Here is a 19,979-nt window from a genome sequence, read left to right as displayed (position 1 = left end):
TACACAGAAAAGGAAGGTAAATCATGTCTGAAGTTAAAATTATACCCATTCCGACTCGTATTCTAACAAAAAAAGATGATATTGTAGATACTATCGAAAAATATACAAAAGATAAAATTGGCCCTGATGATGTTATCACTGTAGCAGAAAGTGTGGTAGCTATCACTCAAGGATTATACATTCGTCCTGAAGACCTCAAAATCTCTCATATGGCTCAATTCTGCTGTCGTTTCATTCCTGACTATGGTAGTCTTGCTACTCCTCATGGTATGGAATCATTGATGATCAAAGAAGGTCATTTCCGTGTAGCTGCTGGTTTATTCATCGGCTTCTTAGCAAAATTAGTAGGCAAATCCGGTGTATTCTATCAAATCGCTGGCCGTCAAACAGCTCTTATCGATGATGTAACTGGTACTATGCCACCATTTGATAAATCCATTGTTTATGGCCCTGAAAACACAAAAGAAGTAGTTAATAACTTAAAATCTCGTCTCAATTGCTTTGGTGCTGTAATCGCCGATGTTAACGACTTAAAACGTTCTCGTATCGTAGATGTAACTGATGGTTGCAATGGCCAGATGGTTGCTAAATTATTAATTGATAATCCTTTTGGTAATGCATCTCAAAAAACACCAATTGCTATAATTAAAAACTTCAAACAATATCAGGAACAAAATTCTTAATAACTAAAATATTATAGTGAAAATAAAAAAGATGTTTTCTTAAGAAAACATCTTTTTTATTTATTATCCAATAATGTCTTAACTGTTACAGCTGAAAATCTATCTTCTAGTATATTTTGAAAATTAATATGAAACTTTCTTATCGGACAATTTTCAGTAGCCTCTCTACTACAATAATTATCTTTTTCTAAACAACGATTTACACGCATTGTTGGTTCCATGACTTTTACAATTTCTAATAATGATATCTCTTCAGGTTTTTTTGCCAATAAAAAGCCACCATATACACCTGAACGACGCTCTATTAATTCAGCAGCTACCAAGCTACGTGTTATTTTCAATACATATTTTTGAGGAATTTTCATTATCATAGAGATATCTTTTGAAGATACAACTTCGCCATCTCTATCTGCTAGGGCTAAAAGAATTCTAATAGCATAATCTGTTGTGATATTTAACTGCATCGCCTTCTATTTCTCCTTATATAACTCTATATAACTACTTTTAGTTAGTTTGTCAGTAAAATATTTTATCTAAAAATTAAAATATAAATCAATATACCAAAGGTTATTTCATTTATATTTTAATAATGTTTCATAATTATTTTTTATCTTTATTAAAATAATATAAAAAGACTCCACGATAAAGTGGAGCCTTTTTATATTTAAAATTAAAATTATTTAGCAGCAAAGAATTTTTTTGCAACTTCAGCATCGAGATTGTAAAGTAAAACATCTTCGTCAGTTGGGTTAGCAACACCAAGAGCTTTAAGAGTTTTAACAGTACGTTTTTTGAAGAATTCTTCAGCAACAGCTGGGAAAAGTGCATAAGATAATACATCTTCTTCACTAGCGTTAGGGAAGCCTTTAGTTGCAAGTTCTGCTCTAAATTTATCCATACCTGGTTCGAGGCGGTCTGCTGGACGGCAAGTAACCAAATCTTCTGGTTTAATACCGCATTTTTCAAGAACTTCTGGGTTAACAGGCTGTGGAGTACGACCGAATTCACCACGAGCAAGTTTTTTGAATTCATCTGGAACCATTTTATAACGTTCGCCAGTCATAACGTTGAATGTAGCCATTGTACCTACAATCTGGCTAGAAGGAGTAACGAGTGGTGGGTAACCAAGGTCAGCACGAACGCGTGGCATTTCATCAAGAAGATCTTGATATTTATCAGCCATACCCATTTCTTTTAACTGGTTAACGAGGTTGGATAACATACCACCAGGAATCTGGAAGTCAAGAACGTTAGGGTTAACATCGAAGTAACCTTTTAAACCAAATTCGTCAATGATTTCTTTTTTAACACCAAGGAAGTGTTTAGCAATTGGAGTCATAGCCTGACGGTCAAGACCTGTATCATATTCAGTACCTTCAAGTGCAGCAACCATAGTTTCTGTACAAGGCTGGGAAGTATCCATAGCAAATGGAGAAAGTGCACAGTCAACTACATCTACGCCAGCTTCGATAGCTTTTAAGTAAGTCATAGAACCAAAACCGCTAGTGTAATGAGTGTGTAACTGAATAGGAAGTTTTGTAGCTGCTTTTAATTCTTTAACGAGTTCATAAGCATCATATGGTTTTAATAAGCCAGACATATCTTTAATGCAGATGGAATCAACGCCCATAGCATCAAGTTCTTTTGCTAATTTACCAAATTCAGCAATAGTATGAGGACCACCAACAGTATAAACTAAGCAACCTTGAACTTCTACAGAATGTTCAACTTCAGCTTTAGCTTCTTTAGCAGCATCTATAGCTGTTTTGAGGTTACGAGTATCGTTAAGTGCATCGAAAATACGGAATACACCAATACCATGTTGAGCAGCTTTTTTAACGAAAGCACGAACAACATCATCTGGATATTGGTAATAACCTAAAAGGTTCTGACCACGAAGCAACATCTGAATAGGAGTTTTGAGATGAGCTTTTAATGTGTCAAGACGTTCCCATGGATCTTCATCAAGGAAACGAAGGCAGCTATCAAATGTAGCTCCGCCCCAAGCTTCTAAAGATTTGTAGCCAATAGCATCGAGAGCTTCGAGCTGTGGAAGCATCTGGGAAAGACGCATACGTGTAGCAAGCAAGGACTGATGGCCATCGCGTAATACTGTTTCAGTAATTTTTACTTTTGCCATAATAAAATAAACACTCCTTCATATATATGCAATTGACAATTCACATATTTATGTGATTTTAAGACATAATGACACTACCTATATTAAATAATAATATAGGATTTAAATATCTATCTTAGAGGTTGTTGCCCCAACCTTTTATATTCATACGCCCTTAAAATAAGGACATTATGTTATACCAAAACATACAACACATACAATATTAATTATATCTATTATATCATATTTTAGGTTTTTATAAAGCATTCTCAAAAATAAATCTTTAATATTTATTACTTATCAAATACCCAAAGTTTAACCTATATTAAGATATAAAAATAGTATATAACATTCTATTTACAGTATAGGTACTAATAAAACTATTGTCAATGACTTTATGTGATTTTTTTAACATATTTAATACTATCATAAACAAAATTTATAATAATGAGTTTTTATACATAATTTAATAAATAATTAATAATTACTTATGCCTAATTGTCAATTATTTTTTGCAACCAATCCGGCAAATCCAATCCATAGATACAAATAAAACAATATGCTGTAATATAAGTATCAATCAAACTATTATGAGCCTTACCTAAATTAGGACATCTACAATAGTCAGCACAAGATTTCAAGCTAGGCATATTATTATCATTGCTATAGACTCGCGAAAAAGATTTTTGCAAATCATAAATAATAGTATTTTTACCTACAAAAATCTTATCTTTTTTCATAAATCGTAAATCATTTTCTATACCATAACCAATAACCATATCCGCATGTTTAAATAAATTTTTTATCGTTGCTTGATACGCATTAATAGTGAAACAATCCTTGACCATCGCTGGTGTTATATGATGTATTGCTTCCGTATCTTTCCATGATTTACATTTTCTAGGTTTTATATATTCATTAAATACTACACCTTTATATAAATCCACAATACTAAATTGCAAAATTTCATCATATCGTGTGTTTCCACCAGTCATTTCTAAATCAAAAAATAATATTGATGGATTTTTTTCTATTGATGCAATATACTCTTGCTCAAAAAACAAATTCTACACATCCTAATTTACTAAAACTCTTTATTTATATTCCTTCTTTTTATATAAAATCATAGCTAAGATAAAGGCCAATATTAAAATACCACTTTCAAATATAACGATACCATTCCAGCCATAATTACTTAAGAAAGTGCCACCTATAGTACCAAAGGTACTAGCACCAACATAATAAAATAACATATACATAGCTGATACTTGAGCTTTATCATTTTGACAACTCTGTGGAGCCCATGCACATGCATTAGAATGAACACCAAAAAATCCATAAGTAAATATAGCAAGACCTATGATTTTTACAATTAAAGGCATAAATACAGTCAATAAAATACCAACTAATTGAATGATTACAGAGATTACAATTATGATTCCATGTCCATAACGGTCAGATAATGTTCCCATAACGGCTGAACTTACTGAACCTACTAAATAAAGCACAAAGATAAAGCCAATTATAGTTTGGCTCAAATTATAAGGTTCTGCCATCAATACATAAGAAATAAAATTATACGTACATACAAAACAGCCCATTACACAAAAAGCTATTAAATATATCATAATTATTTTCTTATTTTGCAATAAACTCAAAAAATCTTTCCATTGTATTTTAATTTTACCATGTTCGATTTTTTTATTTAAAGATGGTGGCAAGAAAATCCACATCATTATCGCACTCAATAAATATAACACACCAGCTATCATCAAACCAAGTCGCCATGATGCCACATCTGTCAATGTACTGATTAAAATACGACCTACAAGTCCACCAAGAGGAGTAGCGGCTACATACACACCGATAGCAGCACCGATTATTTTAGGATTAAACTCTTCGTTTATATAAGCCACTGCCAATGAAGGAAAACCTGCTAATAATATTCCCTGTACAAAACGCAAAGCCAAAATCAAAGTGAATTCTTCTGTGATAGACATCAATAATATTAATATAGAAGAAATTCCCAATGCTATTACCATTACTTTTTTACGTTCTAGATGTTTAGAAATACTCGCTATCAATATCATTGAAATAGCCATACCTATAGTTCCAAAAGACATGGATAAGCTTGCTACAGTCGGAGATAAATTGAAATCTTGTGCCAAAATAGGAATAACTGGTTGTAAACAGTATTCCGCCCCAAAAGCTGCTAAGCTACCAAAAAACATCATAACTAACGCACAGGTATATTCTCTAGTTCCCTTGTCTATTAATCTTGCCATTTTCTTTAAGACCTCTTTTATTATTTTTTATTTTCACGGGCAGACTTTATCAATCATAACATTTAATACTTCAATGTCTGTTCGTTTCATACCTTCACGTCCAATATAACCAATAGCTCGAATAGTTTTTTCTAAGTCATCTTTTACTATACCTTCATCAGCATGGAATACATCATCATGCATACTCATAGTGTGTGCTAAAAATGCCGCATCTAAAGCTGAAGAAATTTTCGCTGCACAAGAAGGTTTTGCACCATCACAAATAATACCACTTGTATTAGCTAATGTATTAATTATAGTATTGGCAATCTGATTGAAATTACCACCGAGCATATATGTTATAGCTGCACCACAAGCATAACCTGCACTTACGGCACCACAAAATGCTGATAATTTACCGATATATTTTTTCTGATGAATAGCCAACAAATTGCTTACGATCAATGCTCTATATAATTTTTCTTCTGGAATCTTATATTCATTTGCATATACTACCAATGGTATAGTTACTGTCATGCCCTGATTGCCACTACCTGAATTGATCACTACAGGAAGTGAACATCCACTCATACGTGCATCCGAACCAGCAGCTGCCATCGCTCTAGCTCGAACAGGTAAACAATCCCCATACAATGCCAATAAATTAAGCCCTACATTAGCACCAAAATTATTTTTTATGCCTTCTTTGGCAATAGCCATATTACAATTTATCTGTCTTGATAATACATCTCTTATATCATCTAAATCTACAGTATTAGCAAATTCAATAATATCTTTTACATTCAATAAATTTCTATCTGCTTCAACTTCATCATTTTTACCGTCAATTTTATTTATTTTATCATATAATACTTCATCATCTTTTACTATCTTTATGATATTTGTATGATAATCAGACACGATTACTTCCGCTGTATGCTCACTGCCAACTACTGTTATATCTATATAGAGATTATCTGTATTCTCCACTAAATCACAAACACAAATTTTTGCTTTTAATAATTCTTTTAATTTTGCTCTATCTTCATCAGTCACAGACTCTAAGACTTCTAACTGCATATCAGATTTACCACCGATAATTCCAAGTAATGCTGCCGTATCTATACCTTTCAAATTTCCAGAATTAGGAACAGTTACCCCTTTAACATTTTTTATAATATTGCCACTGCATTTTACAATGACTTTTTGCGGAAATTCTCCTAAAATCTCACGTGCCTTTGCCCCAGCGTAAGCTATAGCGATAGGCTCTGTACAACCTAAAGCTGGCACTAATTCTTCTTTTAAAATATTTATATAATTATCGTATATTCTCTGCTCCATCGTATTACTTCAACCTTTCTACAAAATTTAAAATCTATTTATATTTAATACATGAAAAATTATATCATATATTCACAAAAATATCGCAAAACTATAGCAAAAAAGACAACATATTAAAATAAATTTCTAATACATTGCCTTTTTTTATATCTTACTTTTTATTTTTACTTACATCATTGTATATATTTTGGTCTAAGCCACCCATTTTTTTGTCAATAATCAAAGCATTAACTACTGAACCTGCTACATTCAACATAGTTCTAGCCATATCAATCAATGGATCTATAGCCAAGATTGGGCCAATCAAGCTAAATGAAGAGGCCATACCCACACCAGACAAACCTACTGATGCTGCCATTGTAGCTGTACCTGGAATACCTGCTATGCCCAATGAACCCAAACTCACCACGATCACAGTCATGACGATCATGCTAAAATCCATAGGTGTTCCTGTTAAATTACATACATATACAATTAATAATGAAGGGAAAATACCTGCACAACCTTGCATACCTGCTGTTGTTCCAAAACCAGCTACAAAACTTGCTGTCGCTTGATTTACTCCCAATTTTTGCGTCAAAGTCTCAATGGTAACAGGTAAACAACCTACACTAGAGCGAGATGTAAATGCCAAGATGAGTAATGCCAAAGATTTTTTCAAATAAATAATTGGATTAATGCCATTTACACTCAATGCTATCAATTGAATAATAAACTGAACAATAATTGCTAAATACAATACTAAAATAAATTGAACTACACTCAAAATACTATCTAAACCTTTTTGAGCAATAGTATTTGCAAGTAATGCAATTACTGCCCATGGCATATAATCTAAAATCAAAAGTGCCATATTCATCAAAGCTTTGTGCAAACCATTGACTAATTTTCGCATAAATTCTTCAACTTTTGGTTCATCCGCTTTTATCCACCAAATAGCTCTGCCTAAAAATGCACCAAAAATAACCATGCCAATGATATTATTTTTTACCATAGCATCAACTAAATTTCCTGGTATCAAACCTCTAAGAGTAGTCGCTACACTGACAACTTCTTTTGCTTTGGCTTCTGTTGCCACATTTGTCAAAGCATCGCCACCAACATTGAAAAATATGCCTAGTCCTATACCTACAATAGAGGCAATTGCTACCATAGACATAGTGACCAAAATAGTCTTTTTCACCAAACTGCTCATTTTTTGTTCAGAATTCATATTCACAATAACATGAGCAATAGAAACTATAACTAGTGGCACTACTATCATTTTAATCAGGTCAATATAACCATTACCAAACAATTGCAACCAATTTGTAGTTTCCTTAATAAATGTAGTCTTCATCGGATCATTTGGAAAACCTGCCATATATTGCATAAGTATCCCAAGTACACAACCAAGACCCATACCCACTAATACCACTAAGGAAAAATCCATATTACGTTTGCGGTACAAATAATGTATGATGCCAAAGAAGATAAATAACAGTATCAAAAATCCTACTGTATACATATCACTTATCATCAAAAATGATTGCCAAAAATCGCCAGTCATAATAACGCCACCTTTCATACTATTTCTATATGATTTATTATCATATCACATAATATAGAAATTTGACAATAACTTTAAATATTCATTTTTTCATTTCTTTACGCTATAATATAGATTATCTAATTTTATACTAAAGGGTGATATGATGTTATATTTTGACAGCGATTATTTAGAAGGAGCTCATTCTTCCATTCTTGAAAAATTAGTGACTACTAATTTTGAACAAACTCCTGGCTATGGCAATGATACATATTGTGAATCTGCCCGTGAAAAAATCCGCAAAGCTTGTGACTGCCCTGAAGCACAAGTTCATTTTCTCGTTGGCGGTACACAGACAAATGCCACTGTAATCGACGGCTTATTAAAAACTTATGAAGGTATTCTCGCTGCTGATAGTGCCCATATCGAGCTTCATGAAGCTGGTGCTATTGAATTTGGTGGACATAAAGTCATCACTTTACCACAAGAAGAAGGTAAACTCAAAGCTAGTGAAGTAGAAAAATATCTCACTAAATTTTATGGTGATGAAAGTTTTGAACATATGACTATTCCTGGAGCTGTGTATATTTCCCACCCTACTGAATGGGGTACTTTATACACAAAACAAGAATTAGCTGATTTATCCGCTATCTGCCATAAATACAATCTACCATTATTTTTAGACGGTGCTAGACTCGGTTATGGTCTTGCCTCTTTGAATACTGATGTTACTATGCAAGATATAGCTAAATATTGTGATGTATTTTATATTGGCGGTACAAAAGTTGGTGCATTATTCGGTGAAGCAGTAGTTATCACCAAACCAAATTTAATACCTCATTTCTTCACTATCATCAAACAACATGGTGCATTACTTGCTAAAGGTAGACTACTCGGTATTCAATTTGATACTTTATTTACCGATAATCTCTATCTTAAAATTGCTAAAAATGCCATTGAAAAAGCTGAACAATTAAAAGCTATCTTCAAAGAAAAAAATTATAAATTCTTCTTAGAAACAGATACTAATCAACAATTCATCATTCTAGAAGATACTAAATTAAAAGAACTCCGCCAAAAAATCAGCTGTAGTTTCTGGGAAAAATATGACGATACACATACAGTAGTCCGTTTTGCTACTAGCTGGGCAACACCACAATCATCTATTGATACATTAAAAGAAATTTTATAAAAATCCTCAAAATAAAAGTAGTTTGATATTATATTTATCAAACTACTCTTTTTTTATTTTACATAACTTTCATTAAAAATTATTTGCGGATTAGAAGTATTTGCATCAAGTGTTATTTCTACATTCAAAGGCAAAAATCCATTTATCGCTCCATGACCTACTGGCATATCATAGACTACAGGAATATTAGCTTTATCTGCATATTGCTTGATTACCTGCATCACAGAATAATCAAATTGTGTCGGCTCTGTTGGTTCACATCTTCGCATATTACCAATGATTAAGCCCTTCACTTGCTTTAACACTCCACTTTGCCATAATTGCTGAAAACATCTATCTATTACATAAGAGTCTTCGCCGACTTCTTCAATGAATAAAATACAATTTTCACCATTTGGCTGATATTCACTGCCAGATAAAGAAGCTAATACAGATAGATTACCGCCAATGATTTTACCTTTAGCATAACCTTCTTTTAACACTTTTAATTTATGATTGCTTGGCAAAACAAATTCATTATTCGCACCTAAACTTTCATTTGCTAAACCCAATTTTAATTGATTATCTGTATAATTATAGCCATTATCGTTGATATCTATAACCATAGCCCCATGCACTGGCACTAAATCCGCTTTTTTTATCAATGCCATATGCAATGCCGTTATATCACTATAGCCAATCACCATTTTAGGATGCTGTTTTATCATTTCATAATTCAATAAATCAAGTATTCTACCGCTACCATAACCGCCACGCAGACAAAGTATCGCATCGACTTCATCATCAGCAAAAAAATTATTTAAATCATCAGCTCTCATTTGATCGCTACCTGCTAAATATCCTGATTGCTGATATAAATTCGGCGATAATTTCACCTTATAACCCCAATTTTGCAATTTATTGATAGCGTCAGCTATATTCATATCTTCAATACCTGAAGCAGGTGCTACTATACCTATACAATCGCCTTGTTTTAGAGCATTACCCTTCAAACTTTCAGCAAAAACACTTTCACTATACAAACACAAACCGATAATCAAACATATACTCAAAAAATATTTAAAATAATTTTTCATCACTTCACCACCTAACTTTATAATCATTTTTATTTTAACATAAAATAATTCTTCTCTAAATTGAATAAATAATGCTTTATTTATAATTTTAATACACTTATTTTTACATATTAAAAAATTTTTTGAAAATAGCTATATTTGACAACAATTTTAAGATATAAACTTTCTTCAAATTCATTGACTCTTTACTGTAAAGCGTTATAATATTAACCGAAATAAATTTTCAGTGTATAAATCTATACAACATTATATATATATTAAAAATTTTTATTAAACATTTCGGAGGAAATTTATCATGAAAACTATTCTTATTATCCGTGCTTTATTAGTAGCTATTGCTAGTTTCATTCTTTCCTTTTATATAAATAATCCAACAATTACTGCTTTAACTTTAGGCATTATTTATTTAGGCTTCTTAGCAAATCTCATCACTTATAGACTTATCACTAAAAGAGATGACGAAGAAGAAGCTTCTTATCACAGCGCACATAGTTTACAATAATATTAATAATATATTGTAGGCTATTATTATACCTCTGACATAAATACACTTATGTCTTCAAATCAAAACCTATATATTAATTTTAATTTGTTTTTTGTGTATAATTTTAATGGAGTTTATTATTGATTTAACTATCTTTAATAAGCTCTTTTTTTATTTCTCTATTTATTTTATTAATTTAATTCTTTAAAGCCAATCTATTGTTAGCCGATTATTGACATAGTATAATCTAAAAATATGAAAATTTATTTATTCTATTTTTAGGAGCGTTACTTTTATGACATTAAAACAATGGATTCAAATTTTTCCCATTTTGTCAGGCATAATGTGGGGTTCAGCTGGCATATTTGTTCGAAAACTAAGTGAATTAGGATTAAATAGCGTTTCTATAGTGGAAACTCGCATTGTTGTTGCTATTATCATTATTATTGCCGGTTTATTATATTTAGATAAATCTCTATTAAAAATAAAATTAAAAGATTTATGGATTTTCCTTTGTGCGGGCATTTTCAGTATGTTAGGTCTAAATCTTTGTTACAATTTTGCTATCAATGAATTAACTCTATCTTTATCCGCTGTTTTATTGAGCCTTGCCCCTATATTTGTACTTATTTTAGCTGATATTCTATTTAAAGAAAAACTCACTTCACAAAAAACCATCTGTGCAATCTTGGCTTTAATCGGCTGTATTTTTTCCAGTGGAGTCCTAGAAGAAGCCGGTGCCATGAAATGGACTACTATCGGAATTATCATTGGCACTTTAGGTGCATTTTTTTATGGCACTTATAGCATTTTTTCAAAAATAGCCATGCTCAAAGGTTATCATTCTTTTACCGTTACAGTTTATAGTTTAATCTCTGTTGGCATAGCCTTATTGCCATTTACCGATTGGCATTGTGTAATAAAAATCATTCAAATTGATCCAATACCTATGAGTGGATTTTTATTATTACATTCTTTGCTCACTTCTGTATTGCCATATATTTGCTTTACTGTAGCCCTAAATTATGTCGAAGCTGGCAAGGTTGCCATTTTAGCCTCTGGTGAACCAATAGCTGCTATGCTCTTTGGTATCTTCTTTTATCAAGAAATACCTACTATCTTATCTTTAATCGGTCTATTTCTCGTTTTATTCGCTCTAGGATTATTGACTATTCCTTTTTCAAAACTAAAAAAAATTTTTAATTAAATATAAGATATAAACAATATTTGCAGATATATTTTTCTTAAGAAATTTATATCTGCTTTTTTATTTGACAAATATCTCATCTTTCTTTAAAATGTTAACTAAAATTATAGAAAGGTTGACAATATGAGGTATAAAACTTCTACACTTTGTGAAATCGCTATTTTAGTTGCCATGATTTCTATATTAGGGTCAATCAAAATTCCTAATATCATTCCTGGCATTGAATTCCAATTATCAGCTCCCTTAGCAGTAGCTATTTGTAGTGTCTTTGGCTTTAAAAAATATATCATCAGCGGTATTTTATCCAGCATGATTTGCCTAGCTTTAGGTACACAAAATATATTAAATGTAGCTATTGCCATGCAATTTCGTCTAATCGTTGGTTTACTTTTATATTTAGCTCAAAATCATCTTTATATGATAATTTTCGCTGGCCCTATCGCTTCACTCATCGCTAGATTTAGTCTATTTTTCTTTCTAGGCAATCTAGGAGCTTTGACATTTTCCATGATTTTATTTACTATTCCTGGACTTATCTTCACTGCTATAGCTTCCCCTATTTTGGTAAATATTTTAAGGAAAATAACTCATAAAAGGAGATAATATTTATGCTCTATAGTATTCGTATGCGTTCAGCTCAAGGTGGAGCCCATGAACATGGTGGTCATCATATTTCCGGTGCTGAACGTTTGATTACAACACAAGATTTAACTACAATCACAGAAAAATTAATTCAACGAGCTTTAACTCATGAAAAAGGTAGAGCAGATTTTATCCGCCTTACTATTGAAGAAGTTAAACCTAAAGACATCATAACTATTCCCATGCTTAAGATGGAAACGTATACGGCTATTGATGTAAATGATGGACATAAAAATGCCCGTGAATTCTTAGCTAATGCTGGTATTTCTAAAATAGCCATAGATAATGCCATATCATCTTTATTATCACTACAGGAAAATATGCGTGGTGCTATTTTAATTGATGCCATTACAGGAAAACGCTTAGATAATACAGGTATGAGAGGAATTCGCGTCAGTCGCATGGATTTCAAAGATACACTACAAGCAAAAAAACATTTTGATGAATTAGGCTATACAGATAATCATGTACAAGAAGCTCTCGTCCTAGCTAGTAAAGTTTTATCCGCACCGAATGTCGTAGGAGAATTATGTTGGTCTGATGATCCTAATTATATTATCGGCTATGTATCTGCCAATAATACGTATCACCGCATTACTAAAATGAAACCACTACATAGTAGCCAAGGTGGTCGAGTATTTTTTGTAAAAACACCTGTAGATATCACAGCTTTGCAAAATTATCTTGAAAGACAGCCCGTACTTGTAGATATTAATTTATAAATTGAAATGGAGTTTATCATGCAAGATAATTTAAATAAATATTTAACTGAAATAGAATTTTTACATCAACAGCAATTATATCGAAAACCTATAACTTATATTCCTATTTCAGCTACTAAAGTTCTAAAAGATGATGAAGAATTTTTGATGATGGCTTCTAATAATTATTTAGGGCTTACTCATCACCCACAAGTAAAAAAAGCTGCCATCAAGGCTATTGAAAAATACGGCACAGGCTCTGGTGGCTCACGCTTGATATCTGGTTCTCATATTTTATTTGCCAAATTAGAACAAGCACTTGCTGAATTTAAATCTACAGAAAAAGCATTGGTCTTTAATACTGGCTATATGGCTAATGTTGGCACTATCAGTGCATTGACTAGTTCTAATGATTACATCATAAGCGACGAATTAAATCACGCGAGCATAATTGATGGCTGTCGACTCAGCAAAGCTAAAACTTTAATCTATCGTCATAAAAATATGATAGATTTAGAAAATATATTAAAAAATTTGCCATATTCTCATACGAAATTAATCGTTACTGATAGCGTGTTTAGTATGGACGGCGATATTGCTCCTTTAGATGAAATAGCTTATTTAGCACATAAATACAATGCTTTAACTATGGTTGATGATGCTCATGCTACAGGAGTTTTGGGCAAAGGTCATGGCAGTGTAGAACATTTTCATCTACACGGAAAAATTGATATTCAGTTAGGTACTTTAAGCAAAGCCCTTGCTTCTGAAGGTGGCTTTGTCGCTGGCAAAAAAATTCTTATTGAATATCTCATCAATAAGGCCCGCAGTTATATTTTTTCTACAGCATTGACACCAGCCGATATAGCAAGTAGCCTTGAAGCATTAACCTTAATCGCTAACGATAATAGCTTAGTAGATAAATTATATGATAATATTTCCTATGTACAAAATTTATTGCAACAAAATAATATAGATATAAACTTAACGACTCCTATCGTGCCTATCATTGTGCATAGCAATGAAAAAGCTCTACAAATAGCTCAAAAACTCTATGAAAAACATATTATTTTATCTGCTATCCGCCCACCGACAGTACCTCAAAATCAAAGTCGATTGCGTCTTGCTATATCAGCTAGTCATACACAAGAAGATTTAAACTTTGTCATCACTGAATTAATTAATTTACTTTAATATAAAAAGAGCTTGATAATACATAAATCATATTATCAAGCTCTTTATTTTTATGAGTCTCGTTTATTTAATCTTTTTCCTTCTTCAAGTAAAGGTTTTAAAAATTGCCCTGTGTATGAAGCTTTTACTTTCTCTATATCTTCCGGTGTTCCTTTGGCTACAATAGTACCACCGCGATTGCCACCTTCAGGGCCTAAATCGATCAAATAATCTGCTGTTTTTATCACATCAAGATTATGTTCAATGACAACTACAGTATCTCCGCCATCAACTAATCGCTGTAATACATCTAAAAGTTGATGAATATCTGCTGTATGAAGCCCTGTTGTCGGTTCATCTAAAATATAAAGAGTTTTGCCTGTACTTCTTCTAGCTAATTCAGAAGCTAATTTTACACGCTGTGCTTCACCGCCAGATAATGTTGTCGCTGGCTGTCCCAATTGAATATAACCAAGTCCTACATCTTGTAATACTTTCATATAGCGATAGATTTTAGGTATATTTTCAAAAAATACACAGCCTTCATCAACTGTCATATTGAGTACATCAGATATTGTTTTTCCTTTATATTTTACTTCTAAAGTTTCACGATTATATCTCGCTCCCTTACAAACTTCACATGGAACATATACATCTGGTAAAAAGTGCATTTCAATTTTTATAATGCCATCACCATGACAAGCTTCACAACGTCCACCTTTGACGTTGAAACTAAAACGACCAGGTTTATATCCTCTTATCTTTGCTTCATTAGTTTGGCTGAATAACTCACGAATGCTATCAAATACACCTGTATATGTCGCAGGATTAGAACGAGGTGTTCTACCTATTGGAGATTGGTCAATATTGATGATTTTATCTATATTTTCAATGCCTTTTATCTCTTTATGTTTACCTGGTTTTCCTTTTATTGTATATAATTTACTTGCTAAACCTTTATACAATATCTCATTTACCAAAGTAGATTTTCCAGAACCAGAAACACCTGTTACTACAGTAAATACACCTAATGGAAATTTTACATTTATATTTTTTAAATTATTTTCTTTAGCACCGACAACTTCGATAAAATTGCCATTGCCTTTTCTTCGCTCTTTTGGTACTGGTATATATTTTCTACGACTTAAATATTGCCCTGTTATTGAATTTAAATTTTGCTTAATTTCTTCAACAGTTCCTTGAGCTACTACTTCACCGCCACCAGCTCCTGCTTTTGGCCCTATGTCAATAATACAATCTGCTGCATACATAGTATCTTCATCATGTTCTACTACAATCAATGTATTTCCTAAATCGCGAAGATGTTTTAATGTAGCTAACAATCTATTATTATCTCTTTGATGAAGTCCTATACTAGGTTCATCTAAAATATATAATACGCCGACTAAACCTGAACCAATCTGTGTAGCTAGACGAATACGCTGAGCTTCCCCACCAGATAAAGTGCCTGCTGCTCTAGATAATGTCAAATATTCTAACCCTACATCTAGTAAAAAGCCTAATCTAGCATGAAGTTCTTTCATGATCTGTTTAGCAATGATTTCTTCACGCTCAGTGAATTTAAGGTTTTTAAAAAATTCACTGGCTTCAGCGATAGTCATATCTGTTACTTGTTTTATATTTTTATCGCCAATAGTGATGGACAATACTTCTGGTTTTAACCTTGCCCCTTTACATTTTGGACATGGTGTAGTGCTCATATATGCTTCATATGATTCTCGCATTATATCTGAATTAGTCTCTTTATAACGACGCTCAAGCATAGGCATTACACCTTCAAATGGTGAGAAATACTCTTTATACTCATCATACATATTCACATATGAATAATTAAATCTTTCTTCGCCTGAACCATTTATCAAATACTCTTGAATGTTTTTATCAATTTCATTCCATGGAGTATTTAAAGTATAACCATATTTTTTTAATACAGCTTCAATCTGCACCATAGCATAAGAAGCTGGATTTTTGGATAATGGTGCAAATAAACCTTCTGCTGGGCTTAAATTTTTATTAGGCATTACTAAATCTATATCAAATTGTTGATGACTGCCAAGTCCACTACATTCAGGGCAAGCCCCATATGGACTATTAAATGAAAACATACGCGGAGCAATCTCCGGCAGACTGATACCACAATCTATACAAGCAAAATTTTGGCTAAACATCAATAATTCACCATCAACTACTTGTACATAGACAATTCCTTCACCTATATCTAAAGCAGTTTCAAGTGAATCTGCTAAACGTTGTTCAATGCCTTCACGCACAATCAAGCGGTCGATTACAACTTCAATCGTATGTTTTTTATTTTTTTCTAGATTAATTTCTTCATTAATATCTATAACTTCGCCATCAATGCGTACACGCACATAACCTTCTTTGCGAATTTGTTCCAATACTTTTTTATGTTCGCCTTTTTTTCCACGAATGATTTGTGCCATGATTAATAATTTACTGCGTTCTGGCAAACTCATGATATTATCCACCATTTGGTCTACTGTCTGCTGAGTGATCGGTTTACCACATTTTGGACAATGAGGTTTTCCCACTCTAGCGAATAATAAACGCAAATAATCATAAATCTCGGTAACTGTTCCCACTGTAGAACGAGGATTATGACTTGTTGTCTTTTGGTCAATAGATATAGCAGGCGATAATCCTTCTATATAATCAACATCTGGTTTATCCATCTGCCCTAAAAATTGTCTAGCATATGCAGATAAAGATTCTACATAACGACGTTGACCTTCGGCATATATCGTATCAAAAGCTAATGAGGATTTTCCACTGCCACTCAATCCTGTTACTACTACCAATTTATCACGAGGAATTTTTACATCTATATTTTTTAAATTATGAGCTCTCGCTCCTTTTACTGTTATAAAATCAGACAAAATATATCCTCCTTATTCATATTATTATCAAATTTAAAATCATTTATAAATCCTAGTTTTATACTATTAATTATATCATATCAATAATAATTATTAAATAAGAATTTATTTTTAATATTTATAAGCTTTTATTGATTAACGACAGCTTTACAAAATAAAAAAAGTGCAGAAAATAAATTTCTGCACTTTTATATTGCTTTAACCTATATGTTAAATCACTTATTAATAAGCATAGCCTTGAGCAAGCATAGCATCTGCTACTTTTAAGAAACCAGCAATGTTTGCACCTACTACAAGATTACCTTCAAAGCCATATTCTTTTGCAGTTGTTGCTGCATTTTTGTAGATATTTACCATGATTGCATGTAATTTTGCATCTACTTCTTCAAATGTCCAGCTTAAACGTTCACTGTTCTGGCTCATTTCAAGACCGGAAGTAGCAACACCGCCAGCATTTGCAGCTTTTGCAGGAGCAAAGAGAACTTTATTATCTAAGAAATAGTTGATTGCATCAATAGTGGAAGGCATATTTGCACCTTCACCAACAACTTTACAGCCGTTAGCTACAAGAGCTTTAGCAGATTCAAGATCAATTTCATTTTGAGTTGCACAAGGAAGAGCAATATCGCATTTAACAGTCCAAATACCTTTGCAACCTTCATGATATTGTGCACCTTCAACACGTTCAGCATATTCTTTAATGCGTTTACGTTCAACTTCTTTAAGCTGTTTTACAACATCAAGTTTGATACCAGCTTCATCTACTACATAACCATTGGAATCGCTCATAGCAATAACTTTTGCTCCTAATTCCATAGCTTTTTCAGCTGCATAAATAGCAACGTTACCAGAACCAGATACTACAACTTGTTTACCAGCGAAAGATGTATTATTATCTTTTAACATTTCTTCAACGAAATAGCATAAACCATAACCAGTTGCTTCAGTTCTTACTAAAGAACCACCGAAGGATAAACCTTTACCAGTTAATACACCAGTGAATTCGTTGCGAAGACGTTTATATTGACCAAATAAATAACCAACTTCACGAGCACCTACACCGATATCACCAGCAGGAACATCAGTATCTGCTCCGATATGTTTTGCAAGTTCAGTCATGAAGCTTTGGCAAAAACGCATGATTTCCATATCGGATTTACCTTTTGGATCGAAATCACTACCGCCTTTACCGCCACCCATAGGAAGAGTAGTCAAAGAATTTTTCAATACTTGTTCAAAACCTAAAAATTTAATTACAGAAGCACATACGGAAGGATGTAAGCGAAGACCACCTTTGTATGGCCCAATAGCAGAATTAAATTGTACTCTATAGCCACGATTTACTTGTACATTACCATTATCATCAACCCATGTTACACGGAATGTAATCATACGTTCAGGCTCAACCATGCGTTCAATAATATTAGCTTTTTCATAAGCAGGATTTTTTTCAATTGCAGGTGTAATGGATTCTAAAACTTCATAAACAGCCTGCTGAAATTCTGCTTCATTTGGATTTTTAGCTACTACTTTGTCATAAACTTTCTGTAAATACGCGTTTTGTAAACTCATGATTAAACTCCAGCTCCTTCTAGAAATATCTTTTTCACAAATTATAAAATAAAGAAAATTTTAATTAGTATATAAATTTTATCTATATACTATATATATATTTAACGTAAATAATTATAGCATGTCATTTTTATATTGCATAGATATTTTTTACAAAACCATAATTAAATACTGTATACAGTATTTAAAAAATCTATACATTCTAGAATTTATAACTTATTTTTACTGTTTTTATCAGTATGTTATAATAGATAATAATTTAATTATTATACAGAAAAGATGTGTTATCATGAATAAATTAAGCAATTATTTAAACAATTATATGCAAAAGCTCGATGGCAATTGGTCATATTTGATAAGCGACCTCAATAACCCTCAACAGACAATAAGCTTAGAAAAAGATTATATCCATAAATCAGCTAGTATGATTAAAGTTCTTATCTTAGCCACTTTATGTGCTAGTGATTTAGACTTTAATGAAAAAATATCTGTTGATTATGTGCCACATGTAGAAGGTGGTGGAGCATTACAAGAAATGGATAGCGATACAAAAGTCAGCATAAAATCTATCGCTAGTTTAATGATTGTTCTCAGTGATAATCTGGCAACAAATATTCTCATAAAAAAATTAGGCATGGATAATATTCAAAATTATGCCGATAAATTAAATTTAAAACAGACAAAAATTCAACGCTATATGATGGATTTTGAAGCAAGTAAACAGGGTAAAGAAAATTATCTATCTGTCAATGACTACTATAAATTACTTTGCCATATCTATCAAAATCGCCATTTAGAAAGATTTAATATTGCATGGCAAATCTTAGCTCGTCAACAATTCAGAGACCGCATTCCTTATTATTGGGATGAAGATATCGTATTTCATCACAAAACAGGTATGCTTGATTTTGTCGAACATGATGGTGGTATCCTAGAAGCAGATTTTGGCACTTATAGTATTATTATTTTTGCTTCTAATTTAAAATCAAACGCTATTGGTGGTCGTGAAATGGGAAAACTAGGGCAATATATTTATAATTATCTAGCACAAAAACAAAAATAAATTTGATTATCTAATC

General features: G+C 32.2%; 17 protein-coding genes. 8 read left to right on the top strand and 9 right to left on the bottom strand.

Annotated features, from left to right (window positions below; all coding sequences use genetic code 11):
• Positions 1-23: 23 nt before the first annotated feature.
• The gene (locus Q5I67_RS04080; RefSeq protein WP_008537340.1) at positions 24-683 is read left to right on the top strand and encodes a coenzyme F420-0:L-glutamate ligase; all 660 of its coding nucleotides are present in this window, start codon (positions 24-26) and stop codon (positions 681-683) included.
• Positions 684-739: 56 nt separating this feature from the next.
• On the opposite strand, the gene Q5I67_RS04075 is transcribed toward Q5I67_RS04080, so the two are convergent.
• The 6 genes from Q5I67_RS04075 to Q5I67_RS04050 all read right to left on the bottom strand — a co-directional run bounded on the left by Q5I67_RS04075 (position 740) and on the right by Q5I67_RS04050 (position 7,956).
• Positions 740-1,147: an Rrf2 family transcriptional regulator gene (locus tag Q5I67_RS04075; RefSeq protein ID WP_302486436.1), complete on the bottom strand. Its 408-nt coding sequence runs from the start codon at positions 1,145-1,147 to the stop codon at positions 740-742.
• A 212-nt stretch (positions 1,148-1,359) separates the two neighbouring features.
• Positions 1,360-2,823 (bottom strand): pyruvate carboxylase subunit B, encoded by a 1,464-nt coding sequence (locus Q5I67_RS04070; protein WP_302486435.1) that lies wholly within the window; start codon positions 2,821-2,823, stop codon positions 1,360-1,362.
• A 473-nt stretch (positions 2,824-3,296) separates the two neighbouring features.
• The gene (locus Q5I67_RS04065) at positions 3,297-3,866 is read right to left on the bottom strand and encodes a 3'-5' exonuclease (protein WP_302486434.1); all 570 of its coding nucleotides are present in this window, start codon (positions 3,864-3,866) and stop codon (positions 3,297-3,299) included.
• A gap of 30 nt (positions 3,867-3,896) precedes the next feature.
• Positions 3,897-5,087: an MFS transporter gene (locus Q5I67_RS04060; protein WP_302486433.1), complete on the bottom strand. Its 1,191-nt coding sequence runs from the start codon at positions 5,085-5,087 to the stop codon at positions 3,897-3,899.
• Between the two features lie 33 nt (positions 5,088-5,120).
• Positions 5,121-6,407, bottom strand: a complete 1,287-nt coding sequence (locus tag Q5I67_RS04055) for a serine dehydratase subunit alpha family protein (protein WP_302486432.1) — start codon at positions 6,405-6,407, stop codon at positions 5,121-5,123.
• Positions 6,408-6,558: 151 nt separating this feature from the next.
• Positions 6,559-7,956 carry a cation:dicarboxylate symporter family transporter gene (locus Q5I67_RS04050; protein ID WP_302486431.1) on the bottom strand — a complete coding sequence of 466 codons (1,398 nt, stop codon included), beginning with the start codon at positions 7,954-7,956 and terminating at the stop codon, positions 6,559-6,561.
• Positions 7,957-8,101: 145 nt separating this feature from the next.
• Between Q5I67_RS04050 and Q5I67_RS04045 the strand changes: the two genes are divergently transcribed.
• Positions 8,102-9,127: a low specificity L-threonine aldolase gene (locus Q5I67_RS04045; RefSeq protein WP_302486430.1), complete on the top strand. Its 1,026-nt coding sequence runs from the start codon at positions 8,102-8,104 to the stop codon at positions 9,125-9,127.
• A gap of 53 nt (positions 9,128-9,180) precedes the next feature.
• On the opposite strand, the gene Q5I67_RS04040 is transcribed toward Q5I67_RS04045, so the two are convergent.
• Complete coding sequence (locus Q5I67_RS04040) at positions 9,181-10,230, bottom strand: LD-carboxypeptidase (RefSeq protein WP_302486429.1); 1,050 nt, start codon at positions 10,228-10,230, stop codon at positions 9,181-9,183.
• Positions 10,231-10,498: 268 nt separating this feature from the next.
• Between Q5I67_RS04040 and Q5I67_RS04035 the strand changes: the two genes are divergently transcribed.
• The 5 genes from Q5I67_RS04035 to bioF all read left to right on the top strand — a co-directional run bounded on the left by Q5I67_RS04035 (position 10,499) and on the right by bioF (position 14,431).
• Positions 10,499-10,705, top strand: coding sequence for a hypothetical protein (locus Q5I67_RS04035; RefSeq protein WP_302486428.1), 207 nt, complete (start codon positions 10,499-10,501; stop codon positions 10,703-10,705).
• Positions 10,706-10,982: 277 nt separating this feature from the next.
• Positions 10,983-11,894, top strand: coding sequence for a DMT family transporter (locus Q5I67_RS04030; protein WP_302486427.1), 912 nt, complete (start codon positions 10,983-10,985; stop codon positions 11,892-11,894).
• Between the two features lie 123 nt (positions 11,895-12,017).
• Positions 12,018-12,497 (top strand): hypothetical protein, encoded by a 480-nt coding sequence (locus Q5I67_RS04025; protein ID WP_302486426.1) that lies wholly within the window; start codon positions 12,018-12,020, stop codon positions 12,495-12,497.
• A gap of 5 nt (positions 12,498-12,502) precedes the next feature.
• Positions 12,503-13,258, top strand: a complete 756-nt coding sequence (locus tag Q5I67_RS04020; protein WP_302486425.1) for a 6-carboxyhexanoate--CoA ligase — start codon at positions 12,503-12,505, stop codon at positions 13,256-13,258.
• Between the two features lie 18 nt (positions 13,259-13,276).
• A complete protein-coding gene (gene bioF / locus Q5I67_RS04015; RefSeq protein WP_302486424.1) occupies positions 13,277-14,431 on the top strand; it encodes an 8-amino-7-oxononanoate synthase in 1,155 nt (384 codons plus the stop codon).
• Between the two features lie 50 nt (positions 14,432-14,481).
• Here bioF and uvrA read toward each other — a convergent pair whose 3' ends face one another.
• Both uvrA and gdhA read right to left on the bottom strand, forming a co-directional pair.
• Positions 14,482-17,328 (bottom strand): excinuclease ABC subunit UvrA, encoded by a 2,847-nt coding sequence (uvrA, locus tag Q5I67_RS04010; RefSeq protein ID WP_302486423.1) that lies wholly within the window; start codon positions 17,326-17,328, stop codon positions 14,482-14,484.
• 222 nt (positions 17,329-17,550) lie between these two features.
• Entirely contained in the window at positions 17,551-18,900 is a 1,350-nt protein-coding gene (gene gdhA / locus Q5I67_RS04005; RefSeq protein ID WP_296899101.1) for an NADP-specific glutamate dehydrogenase, read from the bottom strand.
• A 289-nt stretch (positions 18,901-19,189) separates the two neighbouring features.
• Between gdhA and Q5I67_RS04000 the strand changes: the two genes are divergently transcribed.
• On the top strand, positions 19,190-19,963 hold the full coding sequence (locus Q5I67_RS04000; RefSeq protein WP_296899099.1) for a serine hydrolase: 774 nt from the start codon (positions 19,190-19,192) through the stop codon (positions 19,961-19,963).
• The last annotated feature ends 16 nt before the right edge of the window (positions 19,964-19,979 follow it).

The organism is uncultured Megamonas sp. (assembly GCF_958438645.1).
GTDB lineage: Bacteria > Bacillota > Negativicutes > Selenomonadales > Selenomonadaceae > Megamonas.
This window is presented reverse-complemented; position numbering and strand designations above follow the sequence as displayed.